The sequence below is a fragment of the Marinobacterium sp. xm-g-48 genome (genome assembly GCF_013282925.1).
Taxonomy (GTDB): Bacteria; Pseudomonadota; Gammaproteobacteria; order Pseudomonadales; family Balneatricaceae; genus Marinobacterium_E.
Map to the genome: position 1 here is coordinate 83,269 of NZ_WBYQ01000006.1, position 17,873 is coordinate 101,141.

Consider the following 17,873-nt stretch of genomic DNA (forward strand, 5'->3'; position numbering starts at 1 on the left):
AGACGCATATCGATGTTAAAGGGGGCTGAGATGCTTGATCCTAAGATGTTTGAAAACCTAAGTCAGACGATGACCCAATTCCTTCAGGGTAACTCATCACTTCCAGGTCAGGAGGCGATGCAGCAGCAAATTAAAACTGTACTTCAATCAAGTTTTGCTAAACTGGATTTAGTCACTCGGGAGGAGTTTGACGCTCAGGCCGCTGTACTTCAGCGAACTCGAGAAAAATTAGAGCAGTTGGAAGCGATGGTTGCTGAGTTGGAGTCAAAAGAGTCCTAAAGCAACGCTAGGCCAACTGCAGGACCCAAGGATGGCGTCATGGCATTGGCAACTCTTTATAGCCGAGCTCAGCTCGGTATCGAGGCACCTCGCGTTCGCGTTGAAGTGCACCTTTCAGGAGGCTTACCCTCCTTTGCAATTGTGGGTATGGCAGAGACCGCGGTGCGTGAAAGCCGCGAGCGTGTGCGCAGTGCACTGTTAAACGCCGGCTTTGAATACCCGCAACGACGAATCACCGTTAACTTATCACCGGCCGATCTCCCCAAAGAGGGCGGACGCTATGACCTAGCCATTGCGCTTGGCATTCTGTTGGCATCCAATCAGCTTAAAACAACTCACCTGCAGCAGGCAGAGCTCTACTCAGAATTGGGCTTGGACGGCAAACTGCACCCTATTAGAGGCCTATTTCCGGCCGCCTATGCCTGTGCTGAAGCGGATTCACTGATTGTTATTGCCCCCGATAATAGCCAAGAAGCCTCTCTCGCGGGTGCTAAGCAACAACTTTCAGCTAAGACGCTGTACGATCTATGTCAGGCGTTGAGTGCTGAAAAGCTACCTGAAATAGACCCTCAACCCCCAGTTCATTATCCGCCGAGTTACCCCGTAGATCTTTCAGAAGTTCGGGGACAACCGATGGCCCGTCGTGCCTTGGAAGTGGCCGCCAGTGGAATGCATAACCTGCTTTTGAGCGGTCCTCCGGGCAGTGGTAAAAGTATGTTGGCCCAAGCACTGCCATCGATCCTACCGCCACTTTCGCAATCCAGTTGTATCGAAACGGCCAGTATCTATTCGGTCTCGGGTTTGCCGGTCGAGCGATTGTTTCGGGGTGAACGACCCTACAGAGCACCGCACCACAGTGCATCATCACGGGCGATGGTGGGGGGTGGATCTTCCCCTAGGCCGGGTGAGATCTCACTGGCGCATCAAGGGGTTCTATTTCTGGATGAGCTGCCAGAATTTCCCCGTTCTGTTCTGGAAGTTCTGCGAGAGCCGCTTGAAACCGGTGAGGTCAGTATTTCTAGAGTGGCGGGCACGCTGACCTACCCTGCGCGTTTCTCTTTGATGGCGGCGATGAATCCTTGCCCCTGCGGTTACTACGCTGATGGGACTGAGCGATGTCAGTGTTCTCAGGCTCTAATCGATCGATATCAGGGTCGAGTCTCTGGCCCATTGTTGGATCGATTTGATATGCGTCTGGCTTTGAGTGCGGTGCCCACAGAGGAGCTATTACTGGGCGAATCGCATGAGGAGTGCTCTGACGCAGTTCGTAAGCGAGTTAGTCAGTGTCAGCAGCGACAGTATGATCGGCAGGGCAAGCTCAACTCTGAGCTAACAGGCAGTGAAGTCCAAAAAGAGCTGAATGCTTCAGAGTCATTATCAAAAGAGTTTATGGTGATAGCGACACGCTTACAGCTCTCCGCTAGGGCTTGCCATAGAGCACTTCGCGTGGCTCGCACACTGGCGGATATGAATGCAGATCAGGCGATCGAAAACAGCCACATTATGGAGGCGCTCAGCTATCGACAGCTTTAACTGATGAGCAGATCTTGGGCTTGCTGATGTCAGGGTGTACACTGTGCGCCCTAATATCGAGTCTGCTCATCAAACATGTCACGCCTTAACCCCCGTCAGAAAGAAGCCGTCGAATACATCAGTGGTCCACTGCTGGTATTGGCTGGCGCTGGCTCAGGTAAAACCAGTGTCATCACGCGAAAAATCGCTTATCTCATTGAAGAGTGCGGCATTGAGGCGCGCCACATTGCGGCGGTTACCTTTACCAACAAAGCCTCGCGTGAGATGAAAGAGCGAGTCATGTCGCTGGTGGAGGGTAAAGCGGCACGCGGTTTGATTGTCTCAACCTTCCACAATCTTGGTCTAACCATCTTGCGCCGTGAGCATAAAGCGCTCGGAATGAAGCCAGGCTTTTCGTTGTTTGATGACCAAGACAGTCGCATCTTAATTCGAGATCTTCTAGTCCATCACGATGAGGACACGGATAAGATCAATGTCGTTCAGAGCCAAATCTCCTCTTGGAAGAATGAGATGATCACGCCTCAACAGGCTCTGGAGACTGTCTCAGAGCCGATCGACATTCTCTGCGCCAGAGCCTATGAGGCATATGAGCGCCACCTTCGTGCCTATAACGCGGTCGATTTTGATGATCTTATTTTGGTGCCTGTGCGGCTGTTTGATCAAAAGCCAGAGGTGTTAGAGCGTTGGCAAAACCGCATTCGCTACTTGTTAGTCGATGAGTACCAAGACACCAACTTGTCACAGTACCGTCTAGTTCGACAGCTGGTGGGGCATCGTACAGGTTTAACCGTCGTAGGTGATGATGATCAGTCGATCTACGCATGGCGTGGTGCTCGTCCAGAGAATCTGGCCCAACTGCAGCACGACTTTCCAAGTTTAAAACTAGTAAAGCTAGAGCAGAACTATCGCTCTACAAGCCGCATACTCAAGGCGGCTAACACCTTGATTGCGAACAACCCCCACGTGTTTGATAAGACGCTGTGGAGCGAAATGGGCATGGGTGATCCGCTGCGTCTGATACACCTACCCAGTGAAGATGCGGAGTGTGAGCGCATCGCGACCGAGATTCTGGAACGACACCTGCGAGAGCGCGCACCCTTTAAAGATTTTGCTGTGCTCTATCGTGGCAATCACCAAGCCAGGTTGCTCGAGATTAAAATGCAGAACTTTAAGGTGCCTTATAAGCTCAGCGGCGGCACCTCGTTCTTTGCTCGCGCCGAGATCAAAGATTTGATGGCTTACTTCAAAGTGTTGATCAATCGCGACGACGATAACGCCTTCCTTCGTATCATCAACTTGCCGCGTCGAGAGATCGGACCTACCACACTGCAGCAGCTCGGGGAGTATGCAACCGAGCGACATATCAGCATGTTTGCAGCGGTCGATGAGTTGGGTATCGAGCAGGTTATGAAGCCCAACGCGCTGGCTCGGCTGCGTGCCTTTACTGAGATGATAGAGCGTTTGCACTCACTCTGTTTGGGGTCGGATCCCATTGGGGCGATTCGTGAACTGATCGCCGAAATTGGCTACGAAGAGTGGATTACCGCTAACGCCTCAAGCGATATTATCGCGGAAAAGCGTATTCAGAATGTCTGGTTCCTAGTCGACTCCCTTCGTGCCTCCTTGGAGCGTATCCAAGAAGATGATCCAGATGCGGGCATTGAAGAGGCGATTGCGCGACTTGTGCTGCTCGACTTGCTAGAACGCCAAGAGGAGGAGGATGACTCCGATCGTGTTCAGTTAATGACGCTACACGCCTCTAAGGGATTGGAGTTCCCCCATGTCTACCTAATGGGTATGGAAGAGGATCTGTTACCGCACCGAAATAGCATCGAGTCGGACACCATCGAAGAGGAACGTCGTCTCGCCTATGTGGGCATCACCCGAGCGCAGCGCACGTTAGCGATGACGTTAGCGAAGAAGCGTAAACAGTTTGGGGAGTGGCAGAGTTGTGAACCGAGTCGATTCCTAGACGAACTGCCCGATGAGGATATTGAGCGTGAAGGGCATGGCGAAGTCGATCCAGAACGAAACCGAGTCAGAGGCAAACAGACCTTGGCTGGATTAAAAAATCTATTGGATGATTTCTGATAGTACACACAAAAACAGCGCCTATAGGCGCTGTTTTTTATCGAGTATCGCTTATTGAGCGATCATGTACTCAATTGATGCTTTGATCTCATCATCAGTACAGTCAGAACATGTACCGCGGGGAGGCATTGCACCGATGCCATTAATTGCATTGCTAACCAAGGTGTCTAGACCTTTAGCATCTAGGCGTGCAGCCCATTCACCAGAGCCGATCTTAGGAGCGCCTAATACACCTGCACCATGACAAGAATTACATGAAACCGCGACGATATCCGCTGCAGTTCGGGCACCACCCGCTGGTGCTGCAGAAGCTGAACCACAGCTTTCATCACCTTGTAGACACACTTTGCCTACTGGCATTAGACGTTCTGCGATGACATCTTCAGAAGTAACGGCTTGCGCTGATAGAGCTACAAACGTTAGACCTAGAGTACATAGTGCTGTTGAAGCCTTAGAAATGATTGCTTTCATTGGCTGCTCCTCTCTGTATTGAAGTCGGCTCTACTTGCTACCTTGTGGGTAACCTAGACCGAAGGCTAAAAATTCTGCGCGCATTATAACGATTATTAGTTTTATTCGAAATAACGCTATCTTTGGTTCTTATCGTTTAAAGATGTAAGGGGTTGGTATAACTAGCATATAGGGGCAACTTGTGACTGTTTTAGTGCTTTATCGAGGATCAGAGATGATCGGTGGGATTGGCTTTAGACTAAAAGATGAGAAGATTAAAGGTGAAAGGATAAGAGAGCCGAAGCTCTCTTATCCTTATCCTTAGGGACGCACGACTTAGGGTTTAACGGTTGTGAAACCGAGTGTTTCCCAATCCTGCATACCACCGCGGTACCACTTGATCTTGTCAGCTGGGTAACCGAAATCAAGCAGCGCTTTGATGTTGGTTGGCGATTGGCCACACCACATACCGTTACAGTACATCACTAGAGTTTTAGCCTTACCGTACTTCCATAGGCCATCAAACTCTTCACCACCGAAATCTTCCACGATGATCTCGCCGATAGAGATAGGGTCTGCCCCTTTACGAGTCGACAGCTTAGTCCATGGAATGTTTACTGCTCCAGGAATCATGCCGCGAGCAGCCCAGTCTGGGGTGCGTGAGTCGATGATAAGGATTGAGTCATCACCTGCAGAGACCGCTTCCATATAGCCGACCATCTCTACTTCACCAATGGTCTCAACACCGGGTGCCAGTACGATTGGCTGAATACAGAATGGCGGACAAGGGCGTGATGTCATTGCGAAAGAAGGGTTCACGGTGTTTTTAGTATCTTGGTTACGCATGACGGTTACTTTTTCACCCTTATGCTTGACCTCAGCCGACATTAGGCTGCCAGTGATACCCACAGGCTTGGTTGCTGCAGCCGACTCTGTTTTAGTTGCTGCAGAGTTACAGCCAGCCAGTGTGAGAGCGGCCAGTGACGCGATTAGAATTTTTTTCATTGTATCTTCCTTATTTTTAGGCAAAAAAAAGCGCAGTCGTTAATAACTACGCTTTTTTGTTCAACTAGGTATAAAACCCCAATTAAGGCTTAACAGTTGTTAGGCCAAGGTTTTCCCAGTTCTGCATACCACCACGGTACCACTTGATTTTGTGCGCTGGGTAGCCGAAGTCTAGAAGTGCTTTGATGTTAGTTGGCGACTGGCCACACCACATACCGTTACAGTACATTACTAGAGTTTTAGCGTTACCGAACTTCCAAAGACCGTCGAACTCTTCAGCACCGAATGTGTCAGTGAAGATCTCACCAATAGAGATTGGGTCAGCACCTTTACGAGTTGATAGTGCTGTCCATGGTAGGTTGATCGCACCAGGGATCATGCCACGCGCAGCCCAGTCTGGAGTACGTGAGTCGATGATTAGGATAGAGTCGTCACCTGCAGACGCTTTCTCCATGTAGCCAATCATCTCTACTTCACCAATGGTTTCGACACCAGGTGCAAGTTTCATTGGTTGGATACAGAAAGGAGGACAAGGACGTGAAGTCAATGCGAATGATGGGTTTACAGTGTTCTGGTTGTCAGCGTTACGCTCAACAGTCACTTTGCTGCCGTTGTGCATGACTTCAATCGACAATAGGTCGCCAGTGATGCCGACTGGTTTGTCGTCCGAGTGAGAGCCAGCCATTGAAAGACTCGCCATACCTGTAGCAACTACGCCAACTAGGCCCATTACAAGAGATTTACGGATCATGTTTGATTCCTCAGTGATGTTTCTTTTTTAATAATTATTGAGTGTTGAAATTAATCACACTCTGGTTCTGGCTCACCCTCTGGTACACAAAGTGAACCGTCATCGCAGTAGATAGACTTTGCTTCGCCCTCATCAGCTGCATGAGCTGGTGATACAAATGCGAAAGCCATCATCAACGATGTAAGGATTGCGGCTAGAAATTTAAGATTCATGATGTTCTCCATTTTTAGAAGTATCAGAATTAACTTTGCAGTCAATTTCTGACTTCTCCCATAACAATAGATTGATATTTATCAATTTTCAAAGTTTACGGCCTGAAAACGTATATTGATTAGTAATTAACGTAAATTGTTAAGAGATATCAGTTATTTTCGACGTTGGTCGCACAAGGGAAGTTGTTTAGCATCATCTGAGTGATTGCCTCAGTTCCACTGTCGGGAATTTGGCGGTTCTGCCAATAGTCTAAATAGGTTGAATAGATAACGGCATCCGCATCGGGACGCATAGGAATCACAAAACAGCTACTGGAATCTGTGCTGTGCTTCAGTGCATCGGTCACGCCTAACACATACCCCTGAACGACCATCGACTCCTGTGATAAAGCTTCGTAAATATCACTTCCCGATATAAAGGTGTAGTTATCTGTATCGGCTAATACCGGTGCTGTTACAGACAGGGCCAAGAGCAAAGCGGTTATGTTTGTCATTTTTTCACTTATGAATCTGCGGTCTAAGTTGGTGAAGCCTGGTTCGATCGATACAATAGACGATCAATTAATCAGGATTACTCTAAGCCATGTTCAACGGTTCAGCAAAGCGACTCAATAAATTTATCAGTGAGAGTGGTATCTGCTCTCGACGAGAAGCCGATCGCTTTATTGAACAGGGTAATGTCTTTATTAACGGTAAACGGGCTCAGATTGGAGACCAAGTACACCCTGGAGATCAGGTTCGCGTCAATGGTCAGATGATCGACCCACCAGAGCCCGATGACTTCGTCTTTATAGCCCTGAATAAACCTGTAGGGATTGAATCGACTACAGAGAGCTCACGTCCCAACAATATCGTTGATTTCGTTAATCACGGTGTGCGTATCTTCCCAATCGGCCGTCTAGATAAAGACTCTCAGGGTCTGATTTTTATGACCAATAATGGCGATTTGGTTAACAAAGTCCTGCGCGCGGGTAATAACCACGAGAAAGAGTATGTGGTCACGGTTAATAAACCGATCACTCCGGCGTTCATAGAAGGGATGGCGGGCGGAGTCCCCATTCTTGGCACAATGACCAAAAAGTGCCCCGTGAAAAAGTTAGATACTCGTGTGTTCAACATAACGCTTGTTCAAGGGCTTAACCGACAGATTCGCCGTATGTGCGAACATTTTGGCTATGAGGTCGTAAAGCTAGAGCGTACCCGCATTATGAACGTCGACCTGAAGGGCCTAGCGCTTGGCGATTGGCGAGATCTGACACAAAAAGAGTTAACAACGCTTTTAAAATCAGTAGAGCACTCCTCGTCAGAGGCGAAGCCCGGAACACGCAAATCACGCAGCCCGAACCGATCAAAACCCTCCCAATCCACACACAAGAAAGGGCAAGCAAATCGTAATAGCCACGGAGAAGGTAAAAAACCTAATGCCAAAGGACCAAAACGAAATGCGGCAGGCAAACCGATCGTGCGTAAACCGACAACCAAACATCCTGATCGAGGAGCAAAACGCGGTGGCGCGGCTAAAAGCGGAAAGTCTTCCAGTGGGTCTGGCGGTCGTGCCAGAAAGCGATAACCGATTAGACGGATATCTCCAATAAGCTATTCTAAATTCGCACTGCATAAAGAAGCACTATTAGCTGCTTCTCCTCAATTTTTTGTAACTCCAATCTCATAATAAATTTTTAAGCTTGGTTTTATCTTGCTCAAGGCAAGATCTCATTCAAGTTGAGAAATTTGAATAAACCTTTGGAGTATTCAATGAAAAAAGAGATCAGGGTTTGGGATCCATTAGTCCGTGTTTTTCACTGGGCGCTCGTGTTGAGCTTTGCGATCGCTTGGATAAGTGCAGACGAATTTGACACTCTACATTTCTGGGCCGGTTATACCATTGCCGCTTTAGTAGCTTTCCGTATTGTGTGGGGTTTTATTGGCACCCGCCACGCACGCTTCAGCGATTTTGTTTACCGTATAAATACGATTAAAAGCTATCTGATTGATCTGGCTGCTTTGCGTCCTAAACACTATGTGGGGCATAACCCGGCAGGTGGATTAATGGTGATTGTCCTGCTTCTCTCTCTTGGATTACTCACTTTTACAGGCATGGCTTCTGTAGCGCCAGATGGCATAGGACCGCTTGCTGGCACTTGGGTAGAGTCGATTTCAGGGTACTGGATGGAAGACGTTCATGAGGCCGTTGCTAATCTAGTTCTAGCCTTCGTGTTGTTCCATATATCAGGTGTCTTAATCAGCAGTTTAGTCCATGGGGAAAACCTAGTTCGAGCGATGATCAACGGGAAAAAAGAGATCGAGGAGAAGGGCGATGAGAATTAATAAATTTGCTATCGCACTGATAGGTTCACTCTTTGTAGTGGCTGCAAATGCAACGCCAGTGAGTGATCGCATGGTGGCAGCCTTCGAGGCGGCTAGTGGTAAAAGTGCTAATGCAGACGCAGGTAAAGCGTTGTGGAACCGAGACTTTAACGGTAAGAGCTGTACAACCTGTCATGGGTCTGATGTGAAACTGGTAGGCCAGCATGCAAAAACCAAAAAGGCGATTGATCCTCTAGCGCCAAGCGTAAATCCGGAGCGACTTACGCAGGATCATAAGATTAATAAGTGGTTCCTAAGGAACTGTAAATGGACGCTTGGCCGCGAGTGCACCCCAGCAGAGAAAGGAGACATCCTACTCTGGTTATCTAATCAATAAGAGCGAGATAGAAATATGAAACTTAGCATTAAAACGGTCCGTTGGATTTTGGGTACGACACTGCTTACTAGTGCTCTAGGGGTTGGAATGGTTGGTGTTGTTAATGTCGCCTTCGCTGATGAGGGCTGGAAAATCTTCGGTCAAGATGACGATGAGTACGGTGAGCGTCGAAATGGTGCTTTAAAACAGACAGATAATTCGCCAGCACGCCAGCTCTATATTGATGAGTGTGCAGACTGTCATATGGCCTATCCTACAGGATTTCTACCTGAGCGAAGTTGGCAGAAGATGATGGGTAATTTAGATAATCACTTTGGTGAAAATGCCGAGTTGGATCCTACATCACAACAAGCGATTACTCAGTATCTGGTTGATAATGCGGCTGAAAACAGTTCAAATCGAAGGGCACGTAAGTTTTTACGCAGCGTATCAGATAACGCTACACCACTGCGTATTACTGAGTTACGTTACTTTAAAAAGAAGCATGATGAGGTACCGGATCGTATGGTAACCGGTAATCCAGATGTTGGTAGTTTTAGCCAGTGTCAGGCTTGTCACGGGGATAGAGCAGAGCAGGGCTACTTTGATGACGACTCGGTCAATATTCCGAATCACGGCCGCTGGGATCATTAATCTCCTAGCACTTTCGTTGCCTTCTATTGCGGGAGATAACCTCTCACAGCGGGAGGCGAGGGAGTTGTTGGAGTCGGGTCATATCCTCTCACTTTCGGAACTACAGGACAGACACGCACAGACATTTATCGGCAAAATCTTAGATCTTGAGCTAGAACGCAAAGATGGCAAATTGATCTATGAATTTGAGGTTCTCGGTGGTGACGGTGAGGTGCGTGAGTATTACATCGACGCAGCTTCGGGTGAGCTTCTTCAAGAGAAATTGGAGGATTAATGATGCGCCTACTGCTCATTGAAGATGACACCGAACTCATCGATCAATTAAAACCCCAATTGCAAAAAGCGGGCTTTGCAGTGGAGGTGGCCCGAGATGGAGTAGATGGCGAGTTTCTTGCTCAAGAAGAGTCATTTGACGGCATTATTCTCGACCTGGGGTTGCCTAAACGCCCAGGAATTGAGGTGCTATCTAACCTGAGAGGTGCGGGTATTGATACCCCCATTGTGATTCTTACGGCTCGCGACTCCTGGCAAGAGAAGGTGGATGGTCTTAAGCATGGTGCAGATGACTACCTTACTAAGCCTTTCCATTTTGAAGAGCTCCAAGCGCGTATAGAAGCGGTGATGCGCCGTAATCAAGGGCGTGCAGATAACACTTTAGTCTGTCAGGGCGTTTCTTTAAACGTTGATACCCAACAGGCAATTGATGCGTTAGGGCAGAGTATTTCATTGACCGGCAAAGAGTTTCGATTGCTGCGTTATCTGATTACTCATGCAGGAAAAATCGTATCTAAGACGGAGCTGAGTGAACATGTCTATGAAGAGGAGATGCTCAAAGATAGCAACGTGATCGAGGTCTACATCAACCGTCTTCGCCAATATTTTGGGAAAGAGTTCATTGAGACCAAACGTGGCCAGGGATACATCGTTCAGTTGGATGTGAGCGAATAAGATGTTTAAGCAGGGATACTCAATTGAGGCGCATCTCCAGTCTCGCTTAACTAAACTTCTGCTGCTTCTTGCTGTTCTGCTGTTATTGCCCTTACATCTTACTGTTCGCTCGTTTGTTGATGACATTATCGAACAACGCCTTGGTCATGATGCAGAGACGATTATCACCGCTTTGAGTTTGGATACAAACAGTCAGTGGCAACTGCAACAAGAGCGTATCTCCTCTATTTATCAACGCGTAGAGTCTGGCCACTATTTCAAACTTCAGTCCGAGCAGTTTCAGGCACTCTCTCGCTCTCTTTGGGATCGCGAGCTTAATGTATCGTCAGTTGCCCCTGGCATTGTTGATATTGCGGTGATTATTAATGATGACCAGCGCTGGATGATTCTTACTCAAGGATTTAAAAAATCAGATGTCAATTTTACGCTTGCGGTTGCTGAGGATGTAACGGAGCTCTATAACAATCAATGGCTATTAGAGCTGTTGCTATTTCTAATCATGGTGGTTGTTTTTGGGGTGGTCGTTTGGCTACAAAGGCGAATGGTTAAATCAGGTTTTGCTAGCCTAGAGCCAGTTCGGCAAGCGATTGAGGCTGGTGACATCAGTTCATCGATTCAATTCCCGGATCAACTTCCTCGAGAGATAGCGCCTTTAGCCTCTGCGCTCAATCGATTATTGGCTCGCTCAGCTGCGCAAATAGAGAGATCACGCACAGGTTTAGGCAATCTAGCTCATGAGCTGAAGCGGCCTATTCAGAAGTTACGCTGGCTCTCCTCTGAACTAGATTCAAATGAAAACTCTGCCAAGGCAATAGCTCTAAGTGAAGAGTTTCAGCATTTGATGGACCGCGAACTTCGACGAGCTCGTATTTCAGGAACACCAACGCCCGGCAAACTGTTTGCTCCTTACGCTGACTTGACCCCTATGGTTGAGCTCTTTAAACGAATTTACCCCAGTAAGGAGTTACACCTAAAACAACTGCCCCGATATGAACTCCCCTATGATCGAGATGATATGCTCGAGCTTATTGGCAATTTGCTAGATAACGCCCTAAGGTATGCGACTTCAAAAGCTGAGTTATCGATAACCTACTCACGTGAAAATCACCGTTGGATTCTTTTAATAGAGGATGATGGAACAGGGGTGTCGCAAGAGAATATGATTCGACTAACTCAACGAGGCGTTCGTTTAGACGAAGATTCTGCAGTGTCAGGTTCAGGCCTCGGTATCGCCATCAGTAAAGCGGTAGTAGAAAGCTATTCGGGTAATTTAAGCTTTAGTGACGGATTGCTTGGTGGGCTTGGCGTTAAAGTCGAATTACCCATTTAAACGGATTGGTTTTGCTTGGTGAAGGTAGAGATGGCGCGCCCGGGATTACTCGGTCAATCCTGACCTCGGCCTTTCAGGCCCGCACTGGCGTGCGTTCAAAATTGTTCCCGACAATTTTGTCGAACCCCCTTCTTAGAGTCTCAACACTCTCCAATAAACCAAAAGGCCCCGCATACTGCAGTATGCGGGGCCTTTTGGTTTATATGGCGCGCCTAGAGGGATTCGAACCCCCGACCAACAGGATCGGAACCTGCTACTCTATCCAGCTGAGCTATAGACGCTAAACTTTATCCAGCCCTGCGGAGTTCCGGTGAGCTGTAGGTGATTTATTTTGAGGCGTGAATCTTACTGATACCGCCTCGCTTTGCAAGTGAGTTCTAGCGTTTCAGCTTCCACTGAACCTCACTTCCGGCCATGAATGGGATGATGGGGCGGCCATTCGGTAGGGTGATGCTCTCTGGTAGTGTCCAGGACTCTTTCACCAGTGTGATGGTGCCGCTGTTTTCCGGTAGGCCATAAAATTTAGGGCCGTGTAGACTCGCAAAGCCTTCCAGTTTATCCAGTGCCCCTAACTCATCAAACACTTGAGTGTAGAGTTCAATGGCTGCCCAGGCGCTGTAACATCCTGCACAGCCACAGGCAGTCTCTTTTTTAGCCTGTTCATGCGGTGCTGAGTCGGTGCCTAAGAAGAATTTGTCAGATCCTAATGCAACGACATCACGAAGCGCTTGCTGGTGAATGTTGCGTTTTAAGACTGGTAAGCAGTAGTTGTGTGGGCGAATACCCCCGACCAGAAGATCATTACGGTTCAGCATCAAATGCTGCGGTGTAATGGTGGCACCAATGTTACCGCCCGCCGCAAGCACAAACTCAGCTGCGTCTTTGGTGGTGATGTGCTCAAAGACAATTTTAAGCGTTGGGTACTTCTGTGTGATTGGCCCCATGCGTTGATCGATGAACTCTTTTTCGCGATCAAAGATATCAATATGCGAATCAGTGACCTCACCATGGACCAGTAGAAGCATGTTGTTCGCTTCCAGCGCAGCGAACACATCGGCTAAGCCATCGATGTTCGTTACTGCAGCATCCGAGTTTGTAGTCGCACCGGCAGGGTAAAGCTTAACGGCTTTAATGCCCGCTTTAGCCGCTTCATTGATATCTTCAGCGGTGGTTCTGTCGGTGAGGTAAAGCGTCATTAATGGCTCAAAGTTCGAACCCGCTGGTCGTGCAGCAAGGATGCGCTGTTTGTAGGCCTCTGCGTCAGCAGCGTTACGAACCGGTGGTGCAAGATTAGGCATGACAATCGCACGATCAAAACAGCGAGCGGTAGCTGCTACTGTCTCAGCAAGGATATCGCCATCACGAAAGTGAAGGTGCCAATCATCGGGTGTTTTGATGGTGATTTCGTTCATGGGATCGCCCACTCCTTAAAAATTTTCGATCTGAATATTTTACACGGTTTGGTTAGAGGTCGCTGTGCATTTTATAAATTAGTTGCTTGTTTAATTAGTAAAAACTAATATATCGATATTGGTTCTAGTTGAACCACTTAATTTCAATTTTGAGAGGGACGGAACATGTCTGTAGAACGTATGGTATTTGCCTTTGCTGGCTTTATGGTTTTGTTGAGCTTGGCACTGGGCGTAGCGGCTAGCCCGCTGTTTGTCAGTGAGTACTGGTTGTGGTTCACAGCCTTTGTTGGTGCGAACCTATTCCAAACAGCCTTTACTGGATTCTGCCCATTGGCAATTATCCTGAAGAAGCTAGGCGGTAAAGCGGGTACAGCGTTTTAAGTTCCGCTAAGTGATTGAAGAGCCGCTCTATTAAGCGGCTTTTTTGTTGCGTTCAAAACCTGCAATCAGTGACCCACCGACAATAGCCAGACAGGCCCAGGCAAGAGTCCAGCTCGGTTCCGCTAATCCAAACAGAACCAACAGTACGACCGAGATCAACGGTGCCGAATAGGCTAGTACCCCCAGCAGTTGAATATTGCCGTGCTTTACCCCGTAATCCCAAGTGAAAAAGGCGATGCCGACTGGCCCCAGGCCAAGGCCAATCACTCCTATCCATTGAATCAGATTGGCTGGCATGACGGTTGTCTCCCAGGCGAGGTGACAGAAGAAGGCCAATACCGCTGTGGCACCACAAAACCAGCCAGCCGCATCGGTCGGTACATTGGCGGCCAAACGGCTGGTGACAGAAAAGCTAGACCAGATTAGAGCGCAGGCTAGGGCGATTAGATAGCCTGACGTGTATTGCGGTTCGAAGGCGTCACTGCCACCCCCAATCAATAACCAACAGCCCGCTAGAGCTGATAGAGCGCCGACTAGATGCGCCCATCTAAAACGGTGGCCTGGAAGTAGGGTAGAGAATAGAACAATCAGTAGGGGCCAAAGGTAGGCTAATAGACTGACCTGCACAGCCGGCGCTTTCGACATCGCTAAAAAGTAGCAGAAGTGGTAACCAAAATAGCCACTTACGCCTAATAGCCAGACAGGCTTTTTCTGTTTTGCGTAACGGACACCCCAGTGACCCTCTTTACGCCATTTGGTAAGCATCAGTAGAAAAGCAATGGCGAAGGTCATCGACATTAATTGAAAGGGTGGGATCTGGTTATCCGTTAACCGAGTTAACAGAGCCAAGGCACCCCAGAGCGCTATGGCTGAAAAACCAATCAGTGTCGAGTTACTTCTGTTCATATGAGTCCAGCGTTGAAGAGATCGTATTCAGTTGTTCTTCCAAACTCAGGTTTGGGTCCATTTGGACAGTGGGTATGTTCATTGAGCTAAGTTGCTTAACGCATTCATCAGGCAGCAGCTCAGATCTTTGGTTGAATGTAACCACAGCTTGAACATGATGTCGCTGAGCCAGTGCTTCTATTTCGCTTGGATATCGAAGCGGGGCTCCAAGCATCTCGGTTTTATGGCTCCATGGCTCATCATCGACAAAGGCTATTATTTTTCCACCTCTCTCAATCAGTGCTTGGGCGAGTTGATGTTCTACAAAATCGATACCCACGATAATGAAACTTGAGCCTCGCCATTTTGAATTGCGAAATGCATTCAGGATTTTGTCGAGCACTTAGTTCCTCTTTTTACTTGTTGTCGCGTTGGCTAAAGATCACAATAGTGGACCTAACTGAAACACTATTCTCACTTTTTCCGTCCCATAAGGAAACCTCTGTTGTTTGGTCGTAATAAGCTATTTTGGCAAGGCGCTAGGCGTGGTTTTATCTCGTCGCTCCCTTTCTATATCGTCATGGTTCCATTTGGCACACTGTTTGGGCTTTTAGCCACAGAAGCAGGTTTAAATGTGCTTCAAGTGATGGGGTTTAGCTTTGCGGTCTTAGCAGGCGCTGCGCAAATTACAGCCGTGACACTTATGGAGGAGAATGCCCCTACCGTCATTATTCTAGCCACCTCGCTTGCGGTGAACCTGAGGATGGGCATGTACTCAGCTGCCCTAGTGCCACTGATTGGGAAAGCGAAACTCTGGCAGAGAGTCCTAGCAAGCTATTGGATTTTTGATCAGTCATACGCTGTGACAGCGCTAGAGCACAATAAAAACCCCAACCTTTCGTTGGATGAGCGGTTAGGTGTCTTTTTTGGGGTTGCGATTCCGGTCTCCTCTCTATGGTATCTCGGCACTTATCTTGGAGCGGTGGTGGGCAATCAAATTCCATCCGAATTAGGGCTGGAATTTGCGGTCCCCGTCACCTTTTTAGCCTTGGTTGCACCACTTTTAAGAAGTATTCCACACCTACTTGCAGCATTTACCTCAGTCCTGTTTACCTTGTTATTTGCAGATTTCCCATTCAGTTCAGGACTTTTGGTGGCCGGAGTCATGGCGTTGGCGGTGGGCTATCTATCGGAAGTTTGGCTTGAAAAGCGCCGTTCGAAGGAGGCTGTATGATTCACTCTGATCTGTATGTTTGGATGATCATTGCGGGCTTAAGTCTGGGTAGCTTTGCGATTCGTTTCTCTTTCTTAGGGCTAATTGGTGATCGTCAACTTCCTAAACCGGTTGAGCGAGCTTTAGGTTACACATCAGTGGCTATTTTGCCGGGTATAGCTATGCCTATGGTGTTAAGTAGCAGTAGCGGAGAGTTAGAGCCGACTCGACTGATCGCTGCGTTTTTAACCCTGTTGGTTGGCGCTTGGACACGAAGTTTGCTCTACTCATTGTTAGCAGGAATACTCAGCTACACCCTTCTGATGGCGGTTTTGTAGAACAGATGCCTAATTGGTTTCGCCCGCTCTCTTTGGATCGATACAGCGCTTTGTCTGCCTGATTTAAGAGCTCTTCGCCACTCATGAATTCTGTATCAGGTGTCCAGGTGCAACAGCCCAAACTCACTGTGACACACCCAATGGGTGAAGCACGATGCGGAATGTTTTTCGATTCAATCTCTTTACGCAGTTTTTCAGCAAGCGCTTGTGCCGCTGGCGCAGGCGTGTCGAATAGGAGTGCAACAAACTCCTCGCCACCGTAACGAGCGACGGTATCAGTAGAGCGATGAAATACATGACTCATCGCTTGGGTTACACGTTGAATACAGGTATCGCCCGCCTGATGGCCATAGGTATCGTTGTACGCTTTGAAATAATCGATATCTAGTATGATGACCGATAGTGGAAGGGCGCTGCGTCGGGCACGATTAAAGTTTTCGACCAAGCTTGCATCGAGGAAGCGTCGGTTATAGATCTGCGTAAGTCCATCTTTTACCGATAGATCTTTTAACCGGTGATTCGCTTTCTCGAGCTCTTTGGTTCGTTGTTTTACCTTCTCATCGAGTTGCGAACTGAGCTCTTGGTATTTATCGAGCAGCTTCTGTGTGTTTTCGTTGGCTTCCCTAAATGCCTCTGCTGAAACAGCCAGTGCCGCTATCTCATCTTTAGAGTCGTAAGTTGGGATGAGGACTTTTCGCTCGCCATTGGAAAGTCGATCAAAAATCTCCCTCAATCTGGCAATGGGTCTCTCTATGCTTTTGCCGACGACCATGCCGATAATGATCGTCATCAAGATAAAAAGAATGCAGAGTGCAATCAGCTGCTGTGATAAAGAACTGACTATGCTTGAAGATTGTTCTTGAGTGCCGCTTAGGGCCTGCCTGAACTCTTGAGTTAATTTCTCAGAAAGATATTTAATCTCAAAACTCTCGGCCGCCATGACAACATTAATTAAAAATAGATAGTTTCGGGTGGTTTGAACACCCTCATTGAATGTTGAGTAACCACGAGTTAATGAGTCATGGATGATATCTAAACGGGTAATTTGTGGGGGGTAGCTCTCTAGAATGTAGAGATCTTCTATCAACCCCATTACGTGTTGATAGTACTCATCCACCAGTTCCAGCTCGGCTGGGTTGAGTGACTCAAAATATTGCCCCATGTGTTTTTCGATGATTAATAGGTCTCGCCAAATATTGTTGCTAATCGCTAAAGAGCCGGCCGATATGGTCTGCTTTTGATAGGCTTCGATTAGAGCGCCCCAACTATTCGTGACACTGGGAAGTGTTGTCTTTACAAGCTGTTGTCGGCGCGATCGCTGAGTTTTAGCTGCCTTAAACGCCTTTTGAAAAGTATGAAGATGTGCATCCACTCGTTTTATGATCGGTTTGGCTGTTTCGCTCTCTAATGACGAGAGCGTTGATAGCTCGTACAGTGCAGATCGGTAGGCAATGTCGACAGAGTCGGCTGCTTGTGTCTGACCAACTCTTAAAAAGGTTTCAGCGCGGCTCTGCATCTCGGCTGCATGAAAACCTAATTGCGTTGCATGTTTTAAATTGCTCGATAGATCGTTTTGTTGATCAAACTGTTTGTTAAGGGTTGTGAGCCCGATAAAAGCAATAATCCCCAGCGCAAGGGTAATCAGCCCCATTAAAAAATAACCGGTGTAAATTCGAGTGGTAAAAGGAACTCTTTGAGCAGGCATTCA

22 protein-coding genes and 1 tRNA gene are annotated in these 17,873 nt (G+C 47.9%); 13 read left to right on the top strand and 10 right to left on the bottom strand.

Annotated elements, in window-relative coordinates; translation table 11 throughout:
* Nucleotides 1-30 precede the first annotated feature (30 nt).
* The 3 genes from XMG48_RS09890 to rep all read left to right on the top strand — a co-directional run bounded on the left by XMG48_RS09890 (nucleotide 31) and on the right by rep (nucleotide 3,903).
* Entirely contained in the window at nucleotides 31-279 is a 249-nt protein-coding gene (locus XMG48_RS09890) for an accessory factor UbiK family protein (protein WP_173481906.1), read from the top strand.
* 39 nt (nucleotides 280-318) lie between these two features.
* Nucleotides 319-1,812 carry a YifB family Mg chelatase-like AAA ATPase gene (locus XMG48_RS09895; protein ID WP_173481907.1) on the top strand — a complete coding sequence of 498 codons (1,494 nt, stop codon included), beginning with the start codon at nucleotides 319-321 and terminating at the stop codon, nucleotides 1,810-1,812.
* 75 nt (nucleotides 1,813-1,887) lie between these two features.
* Nucleotides 1,888-3,903, top strand: coding sequence for a DNA helicase Rep (rep, locus tag XMG48_RS09900; RefSeq protein WP_173481908.1), 2,016 nt, complete (start codon nucleotides 1,888-1,890; stop codon nucleotides 3,901-3,903).
* Nucleotides 3,904-3,954: 51 nt separating this feature from the next.
* Here rep and XMG48_RS09905 read toward each other — a convergent pair whose 3' ends face one another.
* From XMG48_RS09905 to XMG48_RS09925, 5 genes are all read right to left on the bottom strand, one after another.
* Nucleotides 3,955-4,374 (bottom strand): cytochrome c5 family protein, encoded by a 420-nt coding sequence (locus XMG48_RS09905; RefSeq protein WP_173481909.1) that lies wholly within the window; start codon nucleotides 4,372-4,374, stop codon nucleotides 3,955-3,957.
* Between the two features lie 315 nt (nucleotides 4,375-4,689).
* Nucleotides 4,690-5,358 (bottom strand): rhodanese-like domain-containing protein, encoded by a 669-nt coding sequence (locus XMG48_RS09910; RefSeq protein WP_173481910.1) that lies wholly within the window; start codon nucleotides 5,356-5,358, stop codon nucleotides 4,690-4,692.
* An 82-nt stretch (nucleotides 5,359-5,440) separates the two neighbouring features.
* The gene (locus tag XMG48_RS09915; protein ID WP_217362111.1) at nucleotides 5,441-6,109 is read right to left on the bottom strand and encodes a rhodanese-like domain-containing protein; all 669 of its coding nucleotides are present in this window, start codon (nucleotides 6,107-6,109) and stop codon (nucleotides 5,441-5,443) included.
* Between the two features lie 50 nt (nucleotides 6,110-6,159).
* Nucleotides 6,160-6,321, bottom strand: a complete 162-nt coding sequence (locus XMG48_RS09920) for a hypothetical protein (protein WP_173481911.1) — start codon at nucleotides 6,319-6,321, stop codon at nucleotides 6,160-6,162.
* Nucleotides 6,322-6,470: 149 nt separating this feature from the next.
* Complete coding sequence (locus XMG48_RS09925) at nucleotides 6,471-6,815, bottom strand: hypothetical protein (RefSeq protein WP_173481912.1); 345 nt, start codon at nucleotides 6,813-6,815, stop codon at nucleotides 6,471-6,473.
* 89 nt (nucleotides 6,816-6,904) lie between these two features.
* Here XMG48_RS09925 and rluF point away from each other — a divergent pair, with 89 nt between their 5' ends.
* From rluF to XMG48_RS09960, 7 genes are all read left to right on the top strand, one after another.
* On the top strand, nucleotides 6,905-7,891 hold the full coding sequence (gene rluF, locus XMG48_RS09930) for a 23S rRNA pseudouridine(2604) synthase RluF (RefSeq protein ID WP_173481913.1): 987 nt from the start codon (nucleotides 6,905-6,907) through the stop codon (nucleotides 7,889-7,891).
* 185 nt (nucleotides 7,892-8,076) lie between these two features.
* Nucleotides 8,077-8,649, top strand: coding sequence for a cytochrome b/b6 domain-containing protein (locus XMG48_RS09935; RefSeq protein WP_173481914.1), 573 nt, complete (start codon nucleotides 8,077-8,079; stop codon nucleotides 8,647-8,649).
* Nucleotides 8,639-9,025, top strand: a complete 387-nt coding sequence (locus tag XMG48_RS09940) for a DUF1924 domain-containing protein (RefSeq protein WP_173481915.1) — start codon at nucleotides 8,639-8,641, stop codon at nucleotides 9,023-9,025. Before XMG48_RS09935 ends, XMG48_RS09940 begins: the two co-directional genes overlap by 11 nt.
* A 15-nt stretch (nucleotides 9,026-9,040) precedes the next feature.
* Nucleotides 9,041-9,658, top strand: coding sequence for a diheme cytochrome c (locus XMG48_RS09945; protein WP_173481916.1), 618 nt, complete (start codon nucleotides 9,041-9,043; stop codon nucleotides 9,656-9,658).
* Between the two features lie 64 nt (nucleotides 9,659-9,722).
* Nucleotides 9,723-9,932 (top strand): PepSY domain-containing protein, encoded by a 210-nt coding sequence (locus tag XMG48_RS09950; protein ID WP_173481917.1) that lies wholly within the window; start codon nucleotides 9,723-9,725, stop codon nucleotides 9,930-9,932.
* 2 nt (nucleotides 9,933-9,934) lie between these two features.
* Entirely contained in the window at nucleotides 9,935-10,606 is a 672-nt protein-coding gene (locus tag XMG48_RS09955) for a response regulator transcription factor (RefSeq protein ID WP_173481961.1), read from the top strand.
* Between the two features lies 1 nt (nucleotide 10,607).
* Nucleotides 10,608-11,936, top strand: coding sequence for a sensor histidine kinase (locus XMG48_RS09960; protein ID WP_173481918.1), 1,329 nt, complete (start codon nucleotides 10,608-10,610; stop codon nucleotides 11,934-11,936).
* Between the two features lie 204 nt (nucleotides 11,937-12,140).
* Here XMG48_RS09960 and XMG48_RS09965 read toward each other — a convergent pair.
* Both XMG48_RS09965 and pyrC read right to left on the bottom strand, forming a co-directional pair.
* A tRNA-Arg gene (locus XMG48_RS09965) sits at nucleotides 12,141-12,217 on the bottom strand.
* A gap of 96 nt (nucleotides 12,218-12,313) precedes the next feature.
* Nucleotides 12,314-13,348, bottom strand: a complete 1,035-nt coding sequence (gene pyrC, locus XMG48_RS09970) for a dihydroorotase (RefSeq protein ID WP_173481919.1) — start codon at nucleotides 13,346-13,348, stop codon at nucleotides 12,314-12,316.
* Nucleotides 13,349-13,513: 165 nt separating this feature from the next.
* On the opposite strand from pyrC, the gene XMG48_RS09975 reads away from it, so the two are divergent.
* Entirely contained in the window at nucleotides 13,514-13,729 is a 216-nt protein-coding gene (locus tag XMG48_RS09975) for a DUF2892 domain-containing protein (RefSeq protein ID WP_173481920.1), read from the top strand.
* A gap of 30 nt (nucleotides 13,730-13,759) precedes the next feature.
* Here XMG48_RS09975 and XMG48_RS09980 read toward each other — a convergent pair whose 3' ends face one another.
* Both XMG48_RS09980 and XMG48_RS09985 read right to left on the bottom strand, forming a co-directional pair.
* Nucleotides 13,760-14,635: a DMT family transporter gene (locus tag XMG48_RS09980; protein WP_173481921.1), complete on the bottom strand. Its 876-nt coding sequence runs from the start codon at nucleotides 14,633-14,635 to the stop codon at nucleotides 13,760-13,762.
* Entirely contained in the window at nucleotides 14,622-15,017 is a 396-nt protein-coding gene (locus XMG48_RS09985) for a nucleoside-diphosphate sugar epimerase/dehydratase (RefSeq protein WP_173481922.1), read from the bottom strand. The genes XMG48_RS09980 and XMG48_RS09985 overlap by 14 nt, the downstream gene beginning before the upstream one ends.
* A 102-nt stretch (nucleotides 15,018-15,119) precedes the next feature.
* Here XMG48_RS09985 and XMG48_RS09990 point away from each other — a divergent pair, with 102 nt between their 5' ends.
* The gene (locus XMG48_RS09990; protein ID WP_217362110.1) at nucleotides 15,120-15,848 is read left to right on the top strand and encodes an AzlC family ABC transporter permease; all 729 of its coding nucleotides are present in this window, start codon (nucleotides 15,120-15,122) and stop codon (nucleotides 15,846-15,848) included.
* On the top strand, nucleotides 15,845-16,165 hold the full coding sequence (locus tag XMG48_RS09995; protein WP_173481923.1) for an AzlD domain-containing protein: 321 nt from the start codon (nucleotides 15,845-15,847) through the stop codon (nucleotides 16,163-16,165). The genes XMG48_RS09990 and XMG48_RS09995 overlap by 4 nt, the downstream gene beginning before the upstream one ends.
* Here the strand turns inward: XMG48_RS09995 and XMG48_RS10000 are convergent.
* Nucleotides 16,134-17,870 (bottom strand): diguanylate cyclase, encoded by a 1,737-nt coding sequence (locus tag XMG48_RS10000; protein WP_173481924.1) that lies wholly within the window; start codon nucleotides 17,868-17,870, stop codon nucleotides 16,134-16,136. The two genes, XMG48_RS09995 and XMG48_RS10000, sit on opposite strands and share 32 nt — an antisense overlap.
* Between the last annotated feature and the right edge of the window lie 3 nt (nucleotides 17,871-17,873).

Excerpts from the sequence above, each read along its gene's own strand:
- XMG48_RS09890 (WP_173481906.1), top strand. The coding sequence starts at position 31 with ATGCTTGATCCTAAGATGTTTGAAAACCTAAGTCAGACGATGACCCAA.
- XMG48_RS09895 (WP_173481907.1), top strand. The coding sequence starts at position 319 with ATGGCATTGGCAACTCTTTATAGCCGAGCTCAGCTCGGTATCGAGGCA.
- rep (WP_173481908.1), top strand. The coding sequence starts at position 1,888 with ATGTCACGCCTTAACCCCCGTCAGAAAGAAGCCGTCGAATACATCAGT.
- XMG48_RS09905 (WP_173481909.1), bottom strand. The coding sequence starts at position 4,374 with ATGAAAGCAATCATTTCTAAGGCTTCAACAGCACTATGTACTCTAGGT.
- XMG48_RS09910 (WP_173481910.1), bottom strand. The coding sequence starts at position 5,358 with ATGAAAAAAATTCTAATCGCGTCACTGGCCGCTCTCACACTGGCTGGC.
- XMG48_RS09915 (WP_217362111.1), bottom strand. The coding sequence starts at position 6,109 with ATGATCCGTAAATCTCTTGTAATGGGCCTAGTTGGCGTAGTTGCTACA.
- XMG48_RS09920 (WP_173481911.1), bottom strand. The coding sequence starts at position 6,321 with ATGAATCTTAAATTTCTAGCCGCAATCCTTACATCGTTGATGATGGCT.
- XMG48_RS09925 (WP_173481912.1), bottom strand. The coding sequence starts at position 6,815 with ATGACAAACATAACCGCTTTGCTCTTGGCCCTGTCTGTAACAGCACCG.
- rluF (WP_173481913.1), top strand. The coding sequence starts at position 6,905 with ATGTTCAACGGTTCAGCAAAGCGACTCAATAAATTTATCAGTGAGAGT.
- XMG48_RS09935 (WP_173481914.1), top strand. The coding sequence starts at position 8,077 with ATGAAAAAAGAGATCAGGGTTTGGGATCCATTAGTCCGTGTTTTTCAC.
- XMG48_RS09940 (WP_173481915.1), top strand. The coding sequence starts at position 8,639 with ATGAGAATTAATAAATTTGCTATCGCACTGATAGGTTCACTCTTTGTA.
- XMG48_RS09945 (WP_173481916.1), top strand. The coding sequence starts at position 9,041 with ATGAAACTTAGCATTAAAACGGTCCGTTGGATTTTGGGTACGACACTG.
- XMG48_RS09955 (WP_173481961.1), top strand. The coding sequence starts at position 9,935 with ATGCGCCTACTGCTCATTGAAGATGACACCGAACTCATCGATCAATTA.
- XMG48_RS09960 (WP_173481918.1), top strand. The coding sequence starts at position 10,608 with ATGTTTAAGCAGGGATACTCAATTGAGGCGCATCTCCAGTCTCGCTTA.
- pyrC (WP_173481919.1), bottom strand. The coding sequence starts at position 13,348 with ATGAACGAAATCACCATCAAAACACCCGATGATTGGCACCTTCACTTT.
- XMG48_RS09975 (WP_173481920.1), top strand. The coding sequence starts at position 13,514 with ATGTCTGTAGAACGTATGGTATTTGCCTTTGCTGGCTTTATGGTTTTG.
- XMG48_RS09980 (WP_173481921.1), bottom strand. The coding sequence starts at position 14,635 with ATGAACAGAAGTAACTCGACACTGATTGGTTTTTCAGCCATAGCGCTC.
- XMG48_RS09995 (WP_173481923.1), top strand. The coding sequence starts at position 15,845 with ATGATTCACTCTGATCTGTATGTTTGGATGATCATTGCGGGCTTAAGT.
- XMG48_RS10000 (WP_173481924.1), bottom strand. The coding sequence starts at position 17,870 with ATGCCTGCTCAAAGAGTTCCTTTTACCACTCGAATTTACACCGGTTAT.